Below are 22,626 nucleotides of genomic sequence, written 5' to 3' on the forward strand. Positions count from 1 at the left end.
TAATAATATTTAAAAAAAAGAAAAATGAATTTATCTAAATATATATATAAAGGTTTTATACTTGGAAGCGCACTTATTTCTTCGTTCAGCACTTTTGCAGGGAACGAAGATAGAGCTGGATCTGCAGGAGCTTCAGAATTATTAATTAATCCTTGGGCTAGAAGTTCAGCTTGGGCAGATGCAGGTGTATCGTCAGTTAAAGGATTAGAAGCGATGTTTGTGAATGTAGCAGGGTTGTCTTATGCTGACAAAACAGAAATTATGTTCTCGAACACTAACTGGTTAAGTCGATTAGCTGATATTCAAGTGAACAATTTTGGACTTGCTCAACGTGTTGGAGAAACTTCTGTAATTGGGATCTCTTTTATGAGTATGAACTTTGGTGAAATTCCAATTACAACGACAGAATTACCAGAAGGTGGGATAGGAACATTCAATCCAAGATATAACAATATAAACTTGGCATACTCTAGACAATTTTCTAGCTCTATTTCAGGTGGAATTAACGTAAAAATGGTTACTGAAGCTATAGCTAATGCTAAAGCTTCAGGTGTTGCTTTTGATGCTGGTGTTCGATACATTACTGGAGAAAACGAAAACATTAAGTTTGCTATTAGCTTAAAAAATGTTGGTGGACCTATGGCATTCTCAGGTGATGGACTAAACCTAGACATCTTAAATACAAGTACAGGAACGACTATTGCAATGGTTCAAAGAGTAAGTGATTTTGAGTTGCCATCATTATTAAGTATTGGTGCTTCTTATGATTTTTTATTTAATGAAAATAATACGTTGACTTTAGCAGGTGCTTTTACTTCTAATTCATTTACTAAAGATCAGTTTAGATTAGGTGCTAACTATACGATGACAACATCTAAAGCAATTATGATGTTGAGAGCTGGTTATGTTTTTGAAAATGGTATTTTTAAGCCAGAAACTAGAACAACTGCCTTAACAGGTCTAACTGCTGGTTTATCAGTTGACTTTCCATTCGGAGAATCTCAATCACCAATTGGTTTAGATTATACTTATAGAGCTTCTGTATTTGGTCCAATTCATACTGTAGGTGCTAGAATAAACATCAAATAAGAGTTCCCCGATTTAATAAATACATTGATTCAAAGAGAATCTGCAAAATGCAGGTTCTCTTTCTGCTTTATATAAAATAATAAGCGCTAGATATAGGTTGTTTCCATAAAACCTTATAAATTAGTCAGGCTTTACGAAAAAAGTAAAATTATGTCACAGATTAACTATTTTACCGAAGAAGGATTAAAAAAATTAAAAGAAGAAGTAGAATTTTTAGAACGAGTTGAAAGACCTCGTATTTCTAAACAAATTGGAGAAGCTATTGATAAAGGAGATCTATCAGAAAATGCTGAGTATGATGCTGCAAAAGAAGAGCAAGGCTTGATGGAGGCTAGATTGGCTAAATTAAAAAACCAATTGGCCAATGCGCGTTTGATTGATGATTCTAAAATTGATGCTTCTAAAGCTTTAATTCTTTCGACTGTTACCATTAAAAATGTAAAGAATGGTATGGAGATAGCCTACACATTGGTTGCAGAAAAAGAAGCTGATTTAAAAAAGAAAAGAATTTCAATTAACTCTCCTATTGGAAAGGGGCTACTAGGAAAAACTGTTGGTGACATTGCAGAAATTACTACACCAGGAGGAAAAATGGAATTTGAAATCATTAATATTACTCGATAATGTCTAGTATTTTCACTAAAATTATCAATGGTGATATTCCATGCTATAAAATAGCTGAGGATGATAACTTTTTTGCTTTTTTAGATATTTACCCACTTCAAAAAGGTCATACGCTGGTTATTCCTAAAAAAGAAGTAGACTATATCTTTGACCTTGATGACAACACCTTGAAAAACATGCTAGTTTTTGCAAAAAAGGTAGGAAAAGCTATTGAAAAAGTGATTGACTGTGAGCGTATAGGAATTTCTGTAATTGGACTTGAAGTTCCCCATGCACATATTCACCTAATCCCAATTAATGGTATTAACGACATGAACTTTTCTAAAGAGAAGCTACAACTTAGCCCAGAAGAATTTAAAACTATCGCTTTTAACATCAATAAAGAATTTAATAAGGAAAGGTAATTTTTACCCCAAAATAGTTTAACGTGTTCTCTTAGGATTATTTTTTACAAATGCTTCCCAAGAGGAGTACGAACTCTTTGAGCTTCCCATTTGCTTCGCTTGGTAATAATGACACAAAGCTACTGCTAAACCATCGGTTGCATCGAGATATTTAGGCAATTCTGTAAACTTTAAAATGGATTTTAACATCGCAGCGACTTGCTCTTTGCTGGCATTTCCATTTCCCGTAACAGCTTGTTTTATTTTTCGAGGCGCATACTCTGTTATTGGTAAATCTCGCATTAGAACAGCAGCCATGGCAACTCCTTGCGCTCTTCCCAACTTTAACATAGATTGCACATTTTTACCAAAGAATGGAGCTTCAATAGCGACTTCATCAGGTAAGTATTCATCAACCAAAAAACGAACTTTCTCAAAAATTCGTTTTAATTTTAGTTCGTGATTCTCCAGTTTTTGTAAATGAATGACTCCAGTACTAATTACAGATAACTTACTGCCTTTAATTTGTATTAAACCATATCCCATTACATTTGTTCCGGGATCTAAGCCTAGAATTATTTTATCGACTTTAGACAACAATCAATAATTTTATAGTTACTTTACTAAAGTAATACTTTTGTTGTAACAGCTTTAAAGAAAATGAATATATATTTCAAATATCTCATCAGAGTGATATTTATTATTGCTATATCCTATTTGATTTATGTATTGGTGTTTTCAGATAAAAACATGAGCTTATTACAAACAATAGATAAGCAATTTACTCCCACCCTCTTTCTAAATATATCAATAACATTCCTCTTTCAATTTATTAATTGGGGAATTGAAGCCAAAAAATTTCAACTAATCTTATCAAAAAAAACAGAAGTAAGCTATAGTAATGCACTTAAATCTATATATGCAGGTGCATCTACAGCTCTATTTACCCCCGACCGACTTGGTAATTTTATAGGCCGTTTTATTTATCTAAAAAATGTTGATAAAAAAGTTGTCACTGCAGCTACAATGCTAGGTAATTTTGGACAACTAATTAGCACCATTACTTTTGCTTTTATAAGTGTATTTTTAGCACTCGTATTCAAGGTCAGTATAACATTATCTCAGGTTAATACTATCTATCTAATAGTACCTGTCGCTATAGCATGGCTCACGTTAACCTATTACTTCTATAACCCTAGTCAACTGTTACAGCTTGTTAAAAAAATCAAATGGATTAGAAAGCACCAAGATACCTTTAATTTTTTGGAAGATTTTAGCACAGCAGAAAGCAGTAAAATATTAATGCTTTCTCTGTTAAGGTATGTTATTTTTATCATTCAGTTTTATCTATTGCTAATAGCTTTAGGAATAAATATTACGGGGATAGAAACCATTTGTTTTTCGGGGTTATTATATTTATTTACAACACTTATCCCTTCTCCTCTATTGGGCAATTTAGGAACAAGAGAGGTAATTGCTTTATTGTTATTAAGTAATTTTGAAAACTCTGAAATGGCATTAGTAGCCTCATTATTAGTTTGGCTCATCAACATAATCATTCCAAGTATAATTGGCAGTTTTTTTGTATTGAAAATGAACCAGAACAAACATTAAGTGTATACAACCTGTAACTTATAGCAACAGGTAACTGTTATAAGCTTAACAACATCATAAAAAAGAACCAATATGAAATCAATAATTACAACCATATTACCCATTCTTATTTTTTCAAATTTTTATTTTGGAGCTGAGTTGAATGAAGTAAAAGTCAGTAGTAAAATCAATAATATGACCTTGTTTCTAACAGGAGGAGAAGCAACAAGAACAGCTGATGTTACTTTAAAAAAAGGACGTAATAAGATTATTTACACAGGAATCAGTGCTGTTATTGATCAAAAAAGCATTCAATTTAACGCTAATCAGCCCTACGAATTGGTGTCAGTTAACACCGCAATGGATTATTTGGCTCCTTTAGTCGAAAATACAAGAATAACTACACTAAAAGATTCTCTTAACCTCCTTGAGCAACAATTAAGAACTTTAATGGACGAGAAAAACGCCTATACAAGTGAAAAGCAATTGCTAGAACAAAATAAAAATATAAAAGGTGCTCAAACGAACCTATCTGTAGAACAATTAGAAAGTATGGCCAACTTTTACAGAAAAAGAATGACCGAAATTAATAAGAAAACGAGTTGGTATGCACAAGAAATTATAAAAATAAACAAGCAAATCCCTAATTATAAACTTCAGATTCAAGAACTAAATGATCAAACTGCTGCACATAGCAACCAGATTATTGTTATTGTTGACCTTAAAGAAGCTGCAACACTTAAAACGAATATCAAATATATTGTCTCGAATTGCGGATGGCAGGCTAATTATGATTTATTGGCTACTGAGTTAACCAATAACATTACTCTTAAGTATAAAGCTAAGGTATATAATAACACAGGGAATAATTGGGATGATATTAAAGTTACACTTTCTTCAGCAAACCCAGATAAAACGGCTTCTGCCCCAATACTTAAGCCCTGGGTAGTTTCTAACACCTCTAACTTTAAAGCACGCAAGAAATCCAACTCATCCTACCTTGTTCCACAAAACAGAGCTTACAAACAATACTACAATAACAGCTCTGCACCAATAATGGACCAACAATTAGATGCGTTGAACTTCGATCAATCATCAATACAATTGAATCAATCAAAGAAAAATACAGTATCATTTACAACCATACAAGTCCCACAAATCAGTGCTGAATTTGAAATTAAGAAAACATATTCTATTCCAAGTGACTCCAAACCATATCTAGTAGAAATAGCTAAACATACCCTGAATGCTAAATTTTCTCATAGAGCTGTTCCTAAATTAGATAAAGATGCTTTTTTATTGGCAAGCATAGTTGGATGGGAAAAATTAGACTTAATACCTGGACCTGCAAATGTTTATTTTTCTGATACTTATGTTGGTCAATCTTATTTAGAAACCCAAGCTGTTGAAGATACTTTGCACCTTTCTTTTGGAAGAGACAATAAAATCTCAATTGAAAGGAAAAATAGTGAAGAAATGAGTGAAAAAACGGTATTGGGGAATAATAAAAAAGATACTTATACTTATGAAATCACATTAAAGAACAACCAAACTGTAGCGTCAAACATTAACTTATATGATCAAATACCGATTTCTCAAAACAGTGATATTACAGTAACTGTTAATGAAACTTCTGGAGCAACATACGACGAAGCAACTGGAGAATTAGTATGGGGCGTAACACTTGAACCTAACGAAATCAAAAAAGTTAAGCTATCATTTACCATTAAATATCCAAAAGACAGGAAAATTGTTGTACAAAAATACCGTACAATCGCTTGTCCATCATTCTAAGAAAATCAAATGATTATACTAGCGATTATTAGTTTTAGCATATTAACCATCTATGGTTTATTCTTTGGCACTATTTGTTGGGGGCTTTTCAAAAAAAAGGAAAGTTCCCCCAATAATGAACTCGTTCCCTTAAGTGTTATTATTCCATTCAGGAATGAAGAAGATAACTTAGCAAATATTGTTCAATCCTTTTCGCTTTTAAATTACAACTTAAATATTGTTGAGTTTATTTTTGTAGACGATCATTCTAGTGACAATAGTTTAATGGTATTACGTAATGCTTTAACTCCCACAAAATTAATTTATAAGATCATCCAACAAACACCAGAGCAATCTGGGAAAAAAAGTGCACTAATTACGGGTATCGAAAATGCTAAAAATGAATACATCATCACTGCTGATGCTGATACAGTTTATGCAAAGTCATGGCTCGATGCTTTCTCGAAAGCTTTTCAAAATGGAGCTGCTTTTATTATAGGCCCAGTTATCAACAAAAAAGCTTACTCATTCCTTCAACAACTACATAATATTGAAGCACTTTTGCTAAGTGGCGTAACCATTGGAAGTGCAAACCTTAACAAACCTTTGTTATGTAGTGGTGCTAATCTAGGATATACTCAATCTCTTTTCCATGCTATTAAACCTTATGCGAATAACATGGAGATAGCTTCGGGGGATGATTTATTTTTTTTAGATCAAGTGGTCAACACACCACATAAGGTTGTAACATTAAATGATAAGGGGGCTTTAGCTTTTACGCAACCCAACCGTAACTATTCAGAGATTTTAACACAAGCCATTCGTTGGAGCTCTAAAAACAAAAAATTATCCAATAAGTCCAATTTATGGAGTTCAATCCTTATTTTTTTTACCAATATTCTGCTTTATATCCAACTCATTTCGTTATGTTATGGTAATCCATCAGCTTGGTTATTTATGGGGATAAAACTACTCATAGACTTAAGCTTATTAATCATTTTGGTAGTTCGATACAATCAAAAATACTTAATTTTAAATGCTCCCTTTATCTATATCCTCTACCCTATTCATTTAATGATTATATTCGTATCATCTTTCTTTGTAAGCGTGAAATGGAAAGGAAGAATGATTTCTGCAAATGGGTAACACTAAAAAAGGTTCAATATATGCTCAGTCTTGGAGCAAATTAAAAAAAGATAAAGCAGCTATGCTTGGTCTCTTTGCAATTATATTAGCCATTTTTGTTTCTATTTTAGGAGGAAATATTCGCCCAGACTCTTCTCCTTATGCCAACGACGGCATAGCTTCAATTGCCAGACTAGAAACTGGTAGTACCGTTAAACTTTTAACCATTAAAAAGAATAAACATGTAAAAGAGGCTAACTTCTTTACCCAGCTTTTCTTTGGTGGACAAGAACCAACTCATAGCGCTATTCCAATTGTTGATTATCGTTTTAAAAATGATGAAATTATTGTTTCTTTATTTTCATCAAATAGTAGTACCAGTCATACAGAACGCTATCATATAGCTGATGTATATTATGCTATTGATAAACAGCAGTCGCCTACTTTTACATCTGCAAACACTATTCAGTACACCACCATTGATCAAGAGCTAAGATCAATTGCAGTTGAAGAGTTACAAAATAAAATAGCAACGGAGAACATCATCGACAAAACGTTTTGGTTAGGAACAGATGTACAAGGGAGAGATTTATTAAGTCGTACAATGGCAGGAACGATTGTATCACTTTCTGTAGGGCTTATTTCTGTGATTATTTCCCTTATAATTGGAGTTGTACTTGGAGCACTAGCAGGTTACTATAGAGGGTGGATTGATGATTTTATCATGTGGTTGATTAACATTGTATGGTCAATTCCCACGCTATTATTAATCATTTCTGTTACACTTTTACTAGGGAAAGGTTTTACAACAGTTTTTTTTGCTGTAGGACTTACCATGTGGGTTGAATTGGCTAGAGTTGTAAGAGGTCAAATATTAAGTATCCGAGAGAAAGAATATATCGAAGCAGGAAAAGCTCTGGGTTTTTCTAACTATAGAATTATAACGCGTCATATTTTCCCCAATATTATTGGTTCGATTATTGTGATTTCAGCATCCAACTTTGCGGCTGCAATTCTAATAGAAGCTGGTTTAAGTTTTTTAGGCATAGGGGCTCAAATTCCTATGGTATCTTGGGGAACAATGATAGAGCAACATAAGAGTTTTATAACACATCCAGATATGGCCTATTTAGCCTTAATACCTGGAATAAGCATTATTTGCCTTGTTTTTGCTTTTATGCTTTTAGGTAATGGGCTAAGAGATAGTTTTGATACGCGCGTAGATTAAAAAAATAAAGATGTTAACATTTACACCCAATTTAAGATTTAGAATATACATGTCTATGTTGGCATTAATCTTTATTTCGTTGCTTGTAATTGGTGGAACTACAATTTATTTCTTTAACAATCAAAATGAAGAATATCATGTAGGCCGATTAGAGCGAAAAGAGAATACTATTTTAGCCTCTTTACATTATTTCTTGGAAGATTTTCATGTCGATAAAAACACAGATGTTGTTAGCCGAGAGTTTGAAAAAGAGATTAAATTTCTTGCTGATGTCAATAATGTTACGCTAAACATTTTCAATACAAAAGGAGAAATTTTGATGTCAAGTGACTATAACTATGATGACCCTAATTTCTTTGAAAAGCGCATTAATCCTTTAATTTTTAAAGAAATTGAAAAAACAAAAACACGAAAAGTTTTTGAAGAAGGTAAACATAAAATATCTGCCTATTCCTATATTTTTGATGAAAATCAGAATCAAATTGCAATCGTAAATATTCCCTATAACACCGAAAATATGCCTGTAAAGGATGATTTGGAACAATTCTTAAATACACTTTTTAAAATTTATATTTTCTTATTTATTGGGGCAAGTCTTATTGCATTCTTTTTATCCAACTACATTACCAAGTCAATGCATACCATTACAGAAAAAATGCGCGCGGTTAGTATTAACAAAAAGAATATACCATTAGAATGGAATGCTAAAGATGAAATTGGAATGTTGGTGGATGAGTACAACAACATGATTGAAGAACTGGAAAAAAGTGCTCAAAAATTGGCCAAAAACGAACGAGAATTGGCTTGGCGAGAGATGGCTAAACAAGTAGCGCACGAAATAAAAAATCCACTTACACCAATGAAATTAAGCGTTCAACATATTGAACGAGCTTTAAAGCCAGAAGACCCTAACTACCAAGAGAAACTTCATCGCTTTTCACAGAAAATGATTCAACAAATAGATACATTAACTTCTATTGCTAATGAGTTTTCTAACTTTGCTAAAATGCCTAAAGCCAATATTGAAGAAACAGATTTATTGGCTATACTTAAAAGTACAATAGCCCTTTTTGAAGTAAACAACCGATTAGAAATACAGTTTAATTCTTCACTTTCTTCGGCCATAATTGATGGTGATCAAAAACAATTGACACGTGTTTTTAATAATTTGATTAAAAATGCAATTCAAGCAATTCCCGATGAAAAACAAGGGCTTATTATTGTTAACCTATTCAAAAAAGAGCAATTTTTCAGCATAGAAATTCAAGATAATGGGAGTGGTATTTCAGAAGAACTGATTGATAAAATTTTTGTTCCCAACTTTACCACAAAATCAACAGGTACAGGACTTGGTTTAGCTATGGTTAAACAAATTATAGAAACTCACCACGGAAGCATTGAGTTTAAAACTAAAATTGGAGAGGGGACCACTTTCTTTGTGGAATTACCTTTTAAATAATCGAGCGTATAGAAGAAAAATAAAAGCACAAAGACAATTTATTCTTATCGCTTCTATTATTCATAACAACCTATAGTTGCTGGACTGTTTCTTACTTGCCCTTCAATATCAATAGTCGTCGACGAATTATTCGATTTTCCTTTAGCAAAAGAACCAGATGACACGCTATAAATCCAATTACTAGGATCATCAAACTCTGGATCTGAATTAGCAAAGCAATCTGTAAATAACACTTCATTAGTAATTCCATCTTCTAATTTGACCAAGCAGTTTGCCATCGTAAAATTAGGAGCATTTATTCCAGCAATACTTCGATCTAACGTATCCAAGAGTACTTCATTATCATTGAGTCCATAAAAAATAGAATTCGTAAATTCAGCATTAATAAAGGGGCGATAATGAATCACTTCGTTAGCATCTTCATAATAGTTTTTAAATACAAAAAGTGCTGAGTTTCGTTGACCTTGCCAATAGTTCCCAAATGTACAATGGTCAAAATCGACCGTTCCTCCAATAGAAATAAAACCACTATATAAGCCAGCGTTTCCAAAGAGCGAGTTGACAGCTTTGATATTGGCTCCTTGAGACAAAATACCTGCGTAAGAACAATTGTGAGTTTGTACCGCATTAAGATGAACAAACTGACCAGCTTGAGCGGTATCAACTTGAATTCCTATTAATGCATTTTTGATTTCTACATAATCTAATTGGCTGGTTTGAGGTTCAAAAAAACGTATCCCTCTCCATTGTCCAGCTACACTATCAGATGGTGACAAAATAAAGTCTTCTACACGATCTTGCTGAAAAGTTACGGGATCTCCCAAACTCCCATTACAATTTAATGCCCCTTTGTAAACTAAAAATGTTGCTTCGTTGTGTCCATAAATATTCGTCCCTCCAGGAATGGTTAACGTAACATTCGAATCTACAGCACAATAATTATAAATAACGTGTGGTTTATCGTTTGCCCATGTTGTATTACTAGATATAATTTCACTCACATGGAAATACGCATCTTGTCCCCAAGCGTTTAAAACAACTTGTTGAGTATTTCCATTGGTTAAAAATCGAATTTTATCTTCTACGACTAAGGGCGCTGTTCCATTATTAGGATCTATGGTAACCTCAACAAAAACAAACAAACTGTCTTTTGCTGGAATTTCAACATTTTCAAAACTAACTCCAGCTACCCCATCCACATTAATTCTAAACATCGATTGCGTTCCTTGATCTAACCAAATATTGGATATATTGATTCGCTGATTTAAAGTATTATAAATTTTAAAACGCTTTGTCGTAGACCCAATAGTGGTAAAAAGTGTATCGAATAAGATGGTGTCTTGAGAAAATTGAACTTTTGTGGAAGAAGACAGGTTTAGCTTTTCCTTTTTACAATTTGATAACGAAAGGGAGAAAAGAACTCCCAAAATAAGTATGGATAAATATTTTAAATCGTTGAACATTTAACTGTAATTAACTTCTTTTAACGCAAAGATTCAAATATTATTGGCAAATTGAGAAGAAAAAATCTAAAATGTTATATATTTGGCTTAATTGTTGAATTATGAAAGCAACCCTTACCAATAAAAAGGGTTATTGTGTTGAAAAAATATTTATTTATGAGAAAAAATTTACTTTCTATTTTAGCTTTAGGATTGGGACTTCAATCTTTTGCTCAAATTGTTTACACAGATATTACTGATGTAACATTAACCCCTACTACTGGGCGTGAAACTTTGGACATCGATTTAAACAATGATGGAACAAATGATTTTACCATTTTTGCTTTAGATACCACTATTGTTGAACAAGGGAATAATATTCCTGCTGTTGGATGTGGAATAGATATTCACGGGAACAATGAAGTTGATGCCAGCAGTCAGTCGGTTGCAACTGGAAACATTATGGCAGTTACAGCTTACTCTAATGGACTAGCAATTAACAGTTCTGGTGCTTTCATGAGTGGAAGTGGAGGAGGATTCCTTTTCCCAGGTGGAGTATTAGGAATGAGTGCAACTATTCCTTTAGTTGGACAAACTAACGGAGGAAACTTTATTAATACTACCGATCAGTATATCGCTGTTAAATTTGAAATCGGGGTTTCTATGCCAACAACACACTACGGTTGGATTAGAATAGACATGGCTGATAATGCTGCAAATATGACGGTAAAAGATTTCGCTTATGAAACTACAGCTGGAGCAGCAATTAATGCTGGTGCAACAGGTGGTGTTTCTATCAACGAAAAAGAGTTGGCTAATGCTGAAGTATTTTATGGAAACAGCGAATTAAACGTTAATGGTATTTACGGTACTTACAATGTTACTGTTGTAGATTTATTAGGAAAATCTATCGTTAATACAACTGCAACAAACAATGCTATCATTACTTTAGATAATGTGAATAACGGAATTTACTTAGTTAAAATAACTAAAGGAAATGCTGTAGTAACGAAGAAAGTATACATTAAGTAAACAACAAATATATAATGTACTGAAAAGGCTAACTGTGAAGTTAGCCTTTTTTATTGATCGAAAAATGTAAATAATTCAACTTATAAATATTAAACAAGAATAAGTTGACTTTACCTTGACTTAGGAATATTTTAAATAAATTATTGGCAATTGGAGCCATAAAAGCCACTAATTTTATTCCCCCTTTTTTCTTTAATTGAGAATAGAAAGATAATAGTTTTACATCTTCTATAAAACGTTCTTGGTGCTCTATGTTTTTTAAAATCACCACCAAATTTTCTATTGCTAACTTCGTTTTTCTCAAATACACTTCATTTTCTTCTATATCTCCATTCAAAATAGGGTTATCCAGATGAATAATCGCTTTTGAATACAGTTTTAAATAATAGCCAAAAAGCGTATCCTCATGCCCATACTGCGTTAAGCGCTCATCAAATGGAATAGCAGAAAGCACCGTCCTTTCTACCAAAAAATTATTGGTCATAAATGATTGATAAGGATTTTTTTGACGTTCTTCGTATGGTTTACTCTCTCTCCTTATCCCATACTTCCAACTTAGTAATTGAGCTTTTGCAGGTGCTTTTGAGGGATAAACTCTTCCTCCACAAAAAACAACTGCATCCTTATTCATTCGAATTGAATCAACATAGTTTTGTATAAAGTTATCGGAAACAATTTTAGAGTCACAATCCAAAAACAGTAGATAATTGGCAGTTGTATAATTTAAAAACAAATTTCTAATTTTCGCCCGACCAACGTTTTCTGCTAACTCGATATAGCTATGTGATCCACTTATTTTTTGGTTAAGTAATTTATACTTCTGTTCAGAGCAATCATCTATCAATACAATATCTACAGCTTCCTCTACTTTTTTTAGTTGATTAGAAAGTGCATGAACTAATTCAGTAACATCAAAATTATATATCGGAATACAAATTGAAAGCATCAATTCTTGTCGTTATTTTTTTATCGCTTTGAGCACAACTTCTGTAACCAATCCTTTTTTATGCTCCTGAGGTTCTTCAAAAGCTAGCACCTCAACCATAAAGCCTTGTTGTACTAATCGCCCTTTTAAGCCCTCAACAGAATAAATTCTTACATGATCATCTTGACCAAAGTGTTCCAACCTTCCGGCTTTGCTTGTAATCGTGTAATCTTCGTAGATCTCTCCCGTTTTAAATGGGGTTTGAATAAAACATACCCCATTGGGTTTTAAGATGCGATACAACTCCCCCATTGCCTGTTCATCTTTAATGATATGTTCCAAAACATGATAACAAATAATGATGTCATATTGTTGATCAGCTTCTTCGATTGCTTCAATATTTAATCGTTTATCAGCATCAAACTCTCCTTCATAATCAGTAGTAATATAGCTTCCTATTTCAAGGCTATTTAACTTTCGTCGAAGCCCTTTTGGAGGAGAAAAGTGTAAGACTTTCTTCCTATCTAAGTTCGTTTCACACTCCAGCAATTCTACTAATCTTCTAGTACGTGGCAACGATCCACAATTGGGACAAAGCAGGTCATTGTTATCTAATTGAATAAACTTTGAAAAACTTTGATCACAAACAGTACAAGTAACGTTATTACCTCTGTAGGATAAAGCCACAAGCCCTCTCAATTTATCTTCATGTTTTTTGATGAACTGTTTAGGGATAAGCTGCTTTGCTATTTTTTTTACCTTTTCGTACACGCGTTCTATTATTCTTAATCAATAAAAGTAGTATAAATTTCTTTTACAGGCTGAACTTCATTCTCCCAATTTAACTCCTCTACTCCTTTTAATCCGTTTCTAGCGAAAACTTTTACCTGCTCTTGATCTTGCAAGGCAGCATTTAAACCTTCCAAAATTGTATGCGGGGTATGGTCTTTAATGACCACTCCAACGTTATAAGTATGAATAATGTTGGCTACTTCTTTTAAATTACTTGCAACAATTGGAATACCAGCTTTCATATAATCAAAAATCTTGTTGGGCAAACTAAAACGATAATTGATATTCGTATCTTTATCTAAGGTAACTCCAACATCAGCATTCAACGTATATTGCATCATTTCAGGGTAGGGAACTCTACCAACAAAAACTACCTTATTTTGCAAATCAGCTTGACGAGCTCTTCGTTTTAAGTCCTCAATAACGTCTCCTGTTCCTACAATATACAATACATAATCATCAGAAAGTGCCACTGCCTCCAATAGCTCTTCAGCACCTCGATCTACATTTATTCCAGCTCCTTGAAGAATGATTATTCTTTTGTCGTTAGGCATCTTTAAGTCTAACCTGGTTTTAACTTTCTCTATTGTTTGTTGAAGTGGTAGATTCCTAACAATTTTTAATTTTTTACCATAATCTTTTTCATACAAATCTGCGATAGATTGGTTGACTGTGAAAATGATTTCTAGCTTTGGAAAAATAAAACGTTCTATAGCGGCCCATACTTTTTTTGCTGCTCTTCCTTGAATCTCAGGAACTCCTAAAAAATACTCATGGCTGTCGTAAACCAGTTTTTTTCCTCTTATTTTAGCCGCCAAATAATTCGCCAACAGAGTATCCAAATCATTCGCATGATAGATGTCAACTTTCTTAAACAGTAACACGATAAACAGGCGTAAATTAAAAAAAGCATAAAACAATGCTCCCTTCTTAAAAAACAAACGCATTCTTTTCGTCTTGTAGTCACGTTTTAACGGCTGGCTATCCGGTAATAAACGTCCAATCAATTCAACTTCGAACCCCATCTGAGACAACGTTGTACACATCTTGTTTACCCGTTGATCAAACGATAAATCATTGGTAACTGAAACGACTACTTTTTTAGGCATTGTTTAGCAAAGTTATAATAACGCACAACAATAATCATTTATTATCTTACTTTTGTGTTATAAAATAAACAACATGACCACTTTTGAATTAATAGACCAAGAATACATTGAGTTGAATAAGTTATTGAAAATAGAAAACTTAGTTGAAACAGGTGGTGAAGCTAAATTTCTTATCAAAAACGGCGAAGCTATTGTAAACGATGAAGTCGAGACTCAGGTTCGTAAAAAATTACGAAAAGGAGATGTTGTTCAATTCTTTGATGAAATTATTGAGATTATTTAATCTTGATTATTTCATTACTATTATTTAGGATTAGCGTATCGATTGACATCAGCCCCCGTAATTTCGTCATCACATAAAATAACCAAACGCTCTATTACGTTTCTTAGCTCTCTAATGTTCCCTGTCCAATTAACATCTTGGAGTGCAACCATACCATCTGCTGAAACAGTTTTAAGTCCCACACCTTGGTCTTCACAAATCATTCCTAAAAAATGATTCACTAACAAAGGAATATCATCTCTTCTTTCATTCAAAGACGGTACATGAATTGGAATTACATTTAAACGATGATATAAATCCTCTCTAAAATTTCCCTCTTCTATTTCTTTTCGTAAATCTTTATTCGTTGCAGCCAATACACGCACATTTACTTTAATTTCCTTATCTCCCCCAACTCGTGTGATTTTATGCTCTTGTAAGGCTCTCAACACTTTGGCTTGAGCTGGCATACTCATGTCTCCTATCTCATCCAAGAATAACGTTCCTCCATCTGCTAACTCGAACTTCCCTTTTCGTTGTTTATGAGCTGATGTAAATGCTCCTTTTTCATGCCCAAACAATTCACTTTCTATTAACTCTGAGGGGATTGCAGCACAGTTCACTTCGATGAATGGCATTTTCGAACGCTCACTTTTTTCATGCAACTGACGGGCTACTAATTCTTTTCCAGCACCATTTCCACCTGTAATAAATACACGAGCATCAGTGGTAGCAACCTTATTAATCATTTGTTTAATATCTAAAACAGGAGCCGATTCACCAATAATTTCGGTGATTTTTCCTTTACTAACCTTACGCTTTAGCTTTTTTACCTCTTTTACGATTTCTTTGCGATCTAAAGCGTTTCTTAAGGTTACCAAAGTACGGTTTAGGTCCAATGGCTTTTGAATAAAATCATAAGCTCCTTTTTTGATTGCCTCAACTGCTGTCTCTACATTACCATGTCCACTAATCATGACCACAGGAGCTTCAATCCCTTTCTCGATTAATGCATCTAAAACTTCCATTCCGTCCATTTTAGGCATTTTAATATCACTTAGAATTAAATCATATTTATTAGCTAAGATCATTTCAAGACCTTGCTTACCATCTTCTGCTGTATCTACCTTAAAGTTTTCAAACTCTAAAATTTCTTTTAGTGTACTTCTAATTGGTCTTTCGTCATCTATTACTAATATTTTCTCCATAATTCAATTTATTCTAGACAGGTTTTTATCTTGTTTTAAAATTAACCATTTTTATATTATCGCACAATAATCGCTTTAACATATTGTGTCTTTTTAAAACTATCAATAGAACTTTCACCTTGAACAGGTTCTCTTACATGATGTAGTTCTTCTGTAATCATCATTCGCTGTGGATTGATACCACGTTTGTACAATTCTCGTTCCAAATTATCTTTTAAATCTTCAACTCTAGTATATGCTAATTTTTCCTTTGTACTTAATGAAGACTTTCCTACACTACTTGCTGCTCCCTCTAATCGAATTTGAACCGCTCCTTCTGTCGTTATAAAATAAGCCAATTGATCAACAAATGCATAAAACTGTTTGGTTCTTGGATTTAGCGCTTCTGCATTTTGTCTATAAGTATACCTATATCCATTTGTTCCATTATTTTCTTTGGCTTTCACTTTATACACAGGAATAATTTTCAGGTATTGAAATTGGCGGTAAAAGAAAGGCACATAATTACGTTTATTCATCTCTGGACCAATCACTTTGACATCAATGTTTGCTTCCATTTTATCCTCCTCTAAACCTTGTTCTTTTAATACTTTTCGTAATGTTTTTAACGCGTTTTTGCCTCTTAAATTGGCAATATAGTCGTTATCAAATTTATCTGATGCATATACCCATTTAGATGCAGAACTGATGACTTTAAGTTCAACCCACTCCTCTTTACCTTTAATTTGATTAATCAATTCATCTAAAAAAACTTGAAATGCTTGATTCGTGGTATCTATATCTCGAAGGCCACCTCTAAAATATTGAAAGTATATTGGCAAAGCCATTTGCTGGGCACTGTTAATTGGCAGCTTTCTCTCTTCTCCATCCACATTAACCAAAAACTCAGCCAAAACATTTTCATTTAAGTCTGGTGTAGAGTACCCATCCTCGCTAATGATAGAAAGCTGTATGTATTTATCTTGCGAGGATAATTCAACTATTGGGTCTAAAAAAATGATACTTTGTTCTGGTATTCCTTGGTCGAGTAAATCTTTTTGAATGGCCTCATAACTGGCCCTCAATATTTTCTCAAAAGCATAATCTGCCTCTGGATGGTAAATCGTGATGAGTACCTTTACATGCTTATGCATTAAGGCCACTTTTGTTGCTCTTTGAATAAATAAATGATAATCATCTGACTTCGTATTGATCTTTTTATCTACTTCTTTTTGCTTGTAGTAATAGGCTACGTTTTTTTCTTTTTGAATGGTATCTTTCTGGGCTAACATCGATTTTGCAGCTAAGGATACGGTTACCCCTTTAATGCTTAAATAACGTTTAATTTCTCGCCCTTTATTACTTTTAAGCGACACCTCAATTGACTTGTTGAACTTTCCAGGCAAACCTGTTGGATCATAAGCTACCATTAAAGATATGGTATCCCCTTTTGCAATCTCTTCTTTTGAAACTCCCATTGTAGCGCATGCGCAAGAGCTTTTGGTTTCAACAACCCTAAATTTTTCTTTTGAGGTATTGGTAAACCGAAACTCTGTGATTACCACCCCTCGTTCTTCCTCTATCAATTCAAAATCATGCAATACACGATCAAACACAATGGTTCCTTGTTGGGCAAAAGCAACAAAAGACGGCAGGATTATCCCTATAAAAATTAAAATTTTCATTTCTTTTTATCTGTTTTACGCTCAAATATAACAGCAATTATGCCACTAATAGTTGCCATTTTGTTTATTAATCAAAAGTAGATTGTGAACGAAGTAGAACCTTTTATTAAATTAATCGTAAAGGAATGCGCTAAATATAAAATTCGTCGACTTTGAAACAACTTCTAATATTACTAATCTGCCTTTTTTTTTCAGCTCAGTTACTGGGACAAATTGCTTTTTTAAAACAACCTTATGATTATGGTTTAATCAATAGCTCTAATCAATATGTTGATGTGCCCATTAAAAATACTAGCCCTAAAAAGGTCTATATTTTCCGTGCAGATGTAGATAAACGTTTTCAAATTCATTACAGCAGTAAAACCATACTACCAGATAGTGTTATTTACGTAAGGATTCAGTTTACCCCCACTAAGAAAGGAGCTTTTTCGGAAAAGATTCCCATTCATTTTAGTTGCTATGAAGAACCTCAATCGATTAAAATAACTGGATTTACTGAAGAAATCCCGTCATCTTCAATTGCATGCCCAAGTTTTTCTCAAGAAAACAGAAATGATGCTTTGAGTTTTAATTTCCAAGTAAAAGTGATTGATAAACAGACAAAAGAGCCCCTAGAAAATGCTAAAGTCATGATGATAAAAGATGGTTTAATTGCTCACGAATTAACCACCAATAAAAATGGGTCTAAAACTAAAAAAGTAGATTTAGGTTTATACTATTTTGTTGCTTCAAAGCAAGGCTATCATCCGGTTGAATTTCCAAAATACATCAATCGAAAAAACAACTTTGTCTTGTTTGAACTGGAAAAAAATAAAGAAGAAATTGTGCTCAATACAACGCCACCATCAGTACCTGAAGAGGTTCTTGAAGAAGAAACACACCTAGATGATGAAGAAATTATTTTGGAAATCCCTAATGAAACAACAGTAAATAATGAGATAGATACAGTAATTGTTAATCAACCAGAGGTGACCTCTCCACCTGCTGAAGAAAAATATCCTGAATTTCCATTGTCTGTATATAAACCCAACAACATTGTTTTCTTAGTTGACATTTCTTCTTCAATGAAATATACTGGGAAACTTGATTTACTAAAGGCTTCTATGATTGAAATGACCCATCTACTAAGAGATGTTGATAACATCACCATTGTAACCTATGCCAGCCAAACAAATGTTGCAATGGAAACCACAAGCGCAGATAATAAGGACTCTATCATCAATACCATTCAACAACTACAAGCAAAAGGATTGACTGCTGGAGGAAAAGGGTTAAAACTTGCGTATTCGAAAGCTTGCGAAGCCTATATTGCTAATGGAAACAATGAAATAATTATGGCTACAGATGGTGATTTTAATAGCGGTAGTGAGAATGTTTATAAACTCGCTAAAAAGTATAAGCTAAAAGGTGTTAAAGTCTCTGTTGTAGGTATTAAAAATAAAGATTCTCATAAAGCAAACATGAAGAAATTAGCTAATAGCGGAGGTGGTAATTACCTTAAAATAGATTCTTTTGAAGATGCTCAAAAGCGCTTGGTAGAAGAAGTAAAAGTTAGTTCAAAACTTTAAGTTCTTGACTTTTACTAAAAATCAAAATAATATTGTAAAAAATTTAAAAATGAAAAACATAATTTACTTCCCTATAATTATAGGGCTATTAAGCTGTAGTGATCATCAAACAAAAGAAGAAAAAACACCTACAGACTATTTAACCTTATCAGGGCAAATTACCAACCTTAAAGAAAGCGATCTTATTATTAGTGACTACCAAAACACTTATTCTAAAACCATAAAACTGAATGAAGATGGTAGCTTTAGTGATTCGCTAAAACTACCTGACTCTATTAATATTTACGCACTAAAATATGGGAATGAAGTCAGTCGATTATACCTAAAAAACAACCATAACTTATCGTTAACATTAGATACCGATCAATTTGATGAAACACTGAAATACGAGGGGAGTATTTCCAAAGAGAATAATTATTTTGCCGCAAAAATGCTATTAGACGATCATTTTGATTTTATGGAGTTTGTCTCAGCAAAAAATGACAATTTTGAAACAGATCTGGAAAACAAAATGAATGAAAAAGCTGCTTTATTGGCAAAGCACCCTGATATAGACACATCATTAATTGCTTCGGAGAAAGAATCAATTCAACTTTTTGCTGAACAAATGCGCTTTTTTCATATTAACGAGGTTGAAAAAGCTAAAATATTAGACAATCTCGTTGGTAAACCATCTCCTGTCTTCGAAAACTATACTACTCCTGAAGGGGAGCTAGTTTCTTTAGATAAATTCTATGGAAAGTACACTTATATTGATGTATGGGCTACTTGGTGTAAACCGTGTACAGCAGAGACTCCCTTTTTAAAAGAATTCATGACCACAGAAGCAGCAAAAAAAATGAATATTATAAGTCTTTCAGTTGATGAAGACAAAGCCGTTGATAAATGGAAAAAAATGATTAAAGAAGAAGAAATGAATTGGCATCAACTAAGAGCGGACTCAGCATGGAGTTCGAATTTTATTAAAGCCTACGGAATTAATTCTATTCCAAGATTTATATTATTAGATCCTAATGGAACTGTTGTAAATCCAGATGCTCCAAGGCCATCTTTTGATCAGTTTAAGCCAATGATTGATTCGTTAAACTTATAATCAAACATTCATTCGAATGAAAAGGAGCCTAACTAAGATTTAGTTAGGCTTTTTTTATACCTTAAACTCTGTGATATTTTCTCCTGTATCAAAAATATGTGGATAGTGTTCTTTTAACTTCTGAATCATCAATTCTAACGGGACATCTTCAAAATATCCATAATCATCAACATACTCCATAAATAGATCACCTTCACCATTGTATTGCTGTAAAAAAGAGTTATTCTCTCCATCAAACTCAAGCGGTTCTACATTGAACTTCTCACACAATTTATCATTAAAAGCTGGTGACATTTTCAACCACTTCCCATTGAGGTAAACATTCACCATTCCATGAGGAGTTAACTCATTTGAACCAAACTTTTCTGTTAACTTCTCAACAGCTATATGGTTTTTCACCTTACCTAAATGCAGCCTAGCAGGTATATCTAACGCGCGAAGACATGCAATCAATAAAATTGATTTTTCGACACAATTCCCTTTTGTTTTTTCCCCTATTGCACTTGCTTTATAATTCTCTTTGGTAAGGCTTATACTATAAGGATCATACCACCAATCATCACGAATTTTATTATATAAAGCTATGGCTTTCTCCTTATTAGATAACTTCTCCTCTTTATAGTCAGCCACAAGAGACTGAATAACTTTACTTTCTATATCAAAAAAATAAGTTGAATCTAAATATTTCATTTTTGATCATTAATTAAACTAATGGTTCCCCTGTCATTTCTTGAGGTTGAGCTACCTCCATCAACGTTAATATTGTTGGGGCGATATCTGCTAGTTTACCTTGTTTTACGTCAGTTACATTCTTATCTATTACAATAATTGGAACAAGATTCGTTGTATGTGCTGTATGAGGACTTCCATCTTCATTCATCATCAATTCGGCATTACCATGGTCTGCTATAATTACAAATGAATAATCATTTTCTAAACCTGTTTCTACTATCCGTTGTACTCCTTGATCAACCGTCTCACAAGCTTTAACAATAGCTTCTGGGACACCTGTATGTCCTACCATATCACCATTTGCAAAGTTTAACGCTACAAAATCAACTTCACCAACTTTTAAAGCTTCACACAATTTGTCTGTAACTTCAACGGCACTCATTTCTGGTTGTAAATCGTAGGTTGCAACCTTTGGTGAATTGACCAAAATACGCTCCTCTCCTTCGAACTCTTGTTCTCTTCCTCCACTAAAGAAAAAGGTAACATGAGGATATTTTTCTGTTTCAGCAATTCTAATTTGCTTCAAACCATTTTTTGCAACAACCTCTCCTAATGTATTAACAATCGCTTCCTTATCAAAAACAACCTGAATACCCTTATAATTCTTGTTATAATTGGTCATGGTGACATAGTGCAATGGCAATGTTTCCATTCCATTAATATTCTCCTGTGTAAGCACTTCCGTGATTTCTCTACAGCGATCAGTTCTAAAGTTAAAACAGATGACTACATCATCTTTCTGAATAGTTGCCAATGGTTTACCATCTTCACCTAGAACAACATGAGGCTCTATAAATTCATCTGTAATACCTTCTTTATAGCTTTGTTCCAAGGCTTCGTTTACATTCAAAACTTCTGTTCCTTCTCCATCGAGCAATAAGTTATAGGCTAATTTAATTCGCTCCCATCTTTTATCTCTATCCATCGCATAATAACGCCCTATTACCGATGCTATTTTTGTTTTTTTATTGGCAATATAAGTTTCTAACTCTTTCAAATATCCAATACCAGAATCTGGGGCACAATCTCTCCCATCTGTAAATGCATGGATAAACGCTTGATTTTCTCCTATCCCTTGACGTTCCAACAAATCACACAATGCATATAAATGCTCTTGAGAGGAATGTACTCCACCTCTAGAAACCAATCCCATCAAATGGACTTTTTTATTATTTTCCTTTGCATAAGTTATCGCATCTAGCAAGGTATTATTGGCAAAAAAAGTTTCATCTTGAATCGCATTATTAATCTTAGACAAATCCTGATAAACAATCCTCCCCGCACCAATATTTAAGTGGCCAACTTCAGAATTACCCATCTGCCCTGTAGGTAAACCAACATGTTCACCAAAAGTGAGCAAGGTATTATTCGGGTATTTTTTATGTAAACTATCAACAAAAGGGGTCTCTGCTAAAAAAACACCATCTGTTTGATCATGTTTACCTATTCCCCAACCATCTAAAATAATTAACACTACTTTTTTCTGTACCATTTTCCTAATTGTGTATTTCATTTCAAAAATACG

At 33.3% G+C, this 22,626-nt stretch carries 21 protein-coding genes; 12 read left to right on the forward strand and 9 right to left on the reverse strand.

The window, feature by feature from the left end; all coding sequences use genetic code 11:
• Positions 1-24 precede the first annotated feature (24 nt).
• The 3 genes from N4A35_17295 to N4A35_17305 all read left to right on the forward strand — a co-directional run bounded on the left by N4A35_17295 (position 25) and on the right by N4A35_17305 (position 2,117).
• Entirely contained in the window at positions 25-1,089 is a 1,065-nt protein-coding gene (locus N4A35_17295) for a PorV/PorQ family protein (protein ID MCT4583169.1), read from the forward strand.
• A 150-nt stretch (positions 1,090-1,239) separates the two neighbouring features.
• Positions 1,240-1,713, forward strand: coding sequence for a transcription elongation factor GreA (gene greA, locus N4A35_17300; GenBank protein ID MCT4583170.1), 474 nt, complete (start codon positions 1,240-1,242; stop codon positions 1,711-1,713).
• Positions 1,713-2,117, forward strand: coding sequence for an HIT family protein (locus N4A35_17305; protein ID MCT4583171.1), 405 nt, complete (start codon positions 1,713-1,715; stop codon positions 2,115-2,117). The genes greA and N4A35_17305 overlap by 1 nt, the downstream gene beginning before the upstream one ends.
• A gap of 18 nt (positions 2,118-2,135) precedes the next feature.
• On the opposite strand, the gene ruvC is transcribed toward N4A35_17305, so the two are convergent.
• Positions 2,136-2,693: a crossover junction endodeoxyribonuclease RuvC gene (gene ruvC, locus N4A35_17310; GenBank protein MCT4583172.1), complete on the reverse strand. Its 558-nt coding sequence runs from the start codon at positions 2,691-2,693 to the stop codon at positions 2,136-2,138.
• Between the two features lie 63 nt (positions 2,694-2,756).
• Here ruvC and N4A35_17315 point away from each other — a divergent pair, with 63 nt between their 5' ends.
• The 5 genes from N4A35_17315 to N4A35_17335 all read left to right on the forward strand — a co-directional run bounded on the left by N4A35_17315 (position 2,757) and on the right by N4A35_17335 (position 9,274).
• A complete protein-coding gene (locus N4A35_17315; protein ID MCT4583173.1) occupies positions 2,757-3,710 on the forward strand; it encodes a flippase-like domain-containing protein in 954 nt (317 codons plus the stop codon).
• 72 nt (positions 3,711-3,782) lie between these two features.
• Positions 3,783-5,483 carry a DUF4139 domain-containing protein gene (locus N4A35_17320; GenBank protein MCT4583174.1) on the forward strand — a complete coding sequence of 567 codons (1,701 nt, stop codon included), beginning with the start codon at positions 3,783-3,785 and terminating at the stop codon, positions 5,481-5,483.
• 9 nt (positions 5,484-5,492) lie between these two features.
• A complete protein-coding gene (locus tag N4A35_17325; protein MCT4583175.1) occupies positions 5,493-6,608 on the forward strand; it encodes a glycosyltransferase in 1,116 nt (371 codons plus the stop codon).
• The gene (locus tag N4A35_17330; GenBank protein ID MCT4583176.1) at positions 6,601-7,815 is read left to right on the forward strand and encodes an ABC transporter permease; all 1,215 of its coding nucleotides are present in this window, start codon (positions 6,601-6,603) and stop codon (positions 7,813-7,815) included. The genes N4A35_17325 and N4A35_17330 overlap by 8 nt, the downstream gene beginning before the upstream one ends.
• 10 nt (positions 7,816-7,825) lie before the next feature.
• Positions 7,826-9,274, forward strand: coding sequence for an ATP-binding protein (locus N4A35_17335; protein MCT4583177.1), 1,449 nt, complete (start codon positions 7,826-7,828; stop codon positions 9,272-9,274).
• Between the two features lie 56 nt (positions 9,275-9,330).
• Here N4A35_17335 and N4A35_17340 read toward each other — a convergent pair whose 3' ends face one another.
• Positions 9,331-10,737 (reverse strand): hypothetical protein, encoded by a 1,407-nt coding sequence (locus N4A35_17340; protein MCT4583178.1) that lies wholly within the window; start codon positions 10,735-10,737, stop codon positions 9,331-9,333.
• Between the two features lie 156 nt (positions 10,738-10,893).
• On the opposite strand from N4A35_17340, the gene N4A35_17345 reads away from it, so the two are divergent.
• Positions 10,894-11,748: a T9SS type A sorting domain-containing protein gene (locus N4A35_17345; GenBank protein MCT4583179.1), complete on the forward strand. Its 855-nt coding sequence runs from the start codon at positions 10,894-10,896 to the stop codon at positions 11,746-11,748.
• A gap of 40 nt (positions 11,749-11,788) precedes the next feature.
• On the opposite strand, the gene N4A35_17350 is transcribed toward N4A35_17345, so the two are convergent.
• Genes N4A35_17350 through N4A35_17360 form a run of 3 tightly spaced genes read right to left on the reverse strand, consistent with a single transcriptional unit; the run spans position 11,789 to position 14,574 of the window.
• Complete coding sequence (locus N4A35_17350; protein MCT4583180.1) at positions 11,789-12,694, reverse strand: glycosyltransferase; 906 nt, start codon at positions 12,692-12,694, stop codon at positions 11,789-11,791.
• A gap of 12 nt (positions 12,695-12,706) precedes the next feature.
• Entirely contained in the window at positions 12,707-13,444 is a 738-nt protein-coding gene (locus tag N4A35_17355; protein MCT4583181.1) for a class I SAM-dependent methyltransferase, read from the reverse strand.
• A 14-nt stretch (positions 13,445-13,458) separates the two neighbouring features.
• Positions 13,459-14,574, reverse strand: coding sequence for a glycosyltransferase (locus N4A35_17360; protein MCT4583182.1), 1,116 nt, complete (start codon positions 14,572-14,574; stop codon positions 13,459-13,461).
• 73 nt (positions 14,575-14,647) lie between these two features.
• On the opposite strand from N4A35_17360, the gene N4A35_17365 reads away from it, so the two are divergent.
• Entirely contained in the window at positions 14,648-14,857 is a 210-nt protein-coding gene (locus tag N4A35_17365; GenBank protein ID MCT4583183.1) for an RNA-binding S4 domain-containing protein, read from the forward strand.
• 20 nt (positions 14,858-14,877) lie between these two features.
• Here the strand turns inward: N4A35_17365 and N4A35_17370 are convergent, their stop codons facing one another.
• Both N4A35_17370 and N4A35_17375 read right to left on the reverse strand, forming a co-directional pair.
• Positions 14,878-16,044: a sigma-54 dependent transcriptional regulator gene (locus N4A35_17370; protein ID MCT4583184.1), complete on the reverse strand. Its 1,167-nt coding sequence runs from the start codon at positions 16,042-16,044 to the stop codon at positions 14,878-14,880.
• A 56-nt stretch (positions 16,045-16,100) separates the two neighbouring features.
• Positions 16,101-17,708, reverse strand: coding sequence for a DUF1573 domain-containing protein (locus N4A35_17375; protein MCT4583185.1), 1,608 nt, complete (start codon positions 17,706-17,708; stop codon positions 16,101-16,103).
• A gap of 152 nt (positions 17,709-17,860) precedes the next feature.
• Here N4A35_17375 and N4A35_17380 point away from each other — a divergent pair, with 152 nt between their 5' ends.
• Together N4A35_17380 and N4A35_17385 are read left to right on the forward strand one after the other, a co-directional pair.
• Complete coding sequence (locus tag N4A35_17380; protein MCT4583186.1) at positions 17,861-19,276, forward strand: VWA domain-containing protein; 1,416 nt, start codon at positions 17,861-17,863, stop codon at positions 19,274-19,276.
• 49 nt (positions 19,277-19,325) lie between these two features.
• Positions 19,326-20,369 (forward strand): TlpA family protein disulfide reductase, encoded by a 1,044-nt coding sequence (locus N4A35_17385; GenBank protein MCT4583187.1) that lies wholly within the window; start codon positions 19,326-19,328, stop codon positions 20,367-20,369.
• A gap of 54 nt (positions 20,370-20,423) precedes the next feature.
• On the opposite strand, the gene N4A35_17390 is transcribed toward N4A35_17385, so the two are convergent.
• Positions 20,424-21,059: a transglutaminase family protein gene (locus N4A35_17390; protein MCT4583188.1), complete on the reverse strand. Its 636-nt coding sequence runs from the start codon at positions 21,057-21,059 to the stop codon at positions 20,424-20,426.
• Positions 21,060-21,072: 13 nt separating this feature from the next.
• Complete coding sequence (gene gpmI, locus N4A35_17395; GenBank protein MCT4583189.1) at positions 21,073-22,593, reverse strand: 2,3-bisphosphoglycerate-independent phosphoglycerate mutase; 1,521 nt, start codon at positions 22,591-22,593, stop codon at positions 21,073-21,075.
• Positions 22,594-22,626 lie beyond the last annotated feature (33 nt).

The organism is Flavobacteriales bacterium (genome assembly GCA_025210295.1).
Taxonomy (GTDB): domain Bacteria; phylum Bacteroidota; class Bacteroidia; order Flavobacteriales_D; family Parvicellaceae; genus S010-51.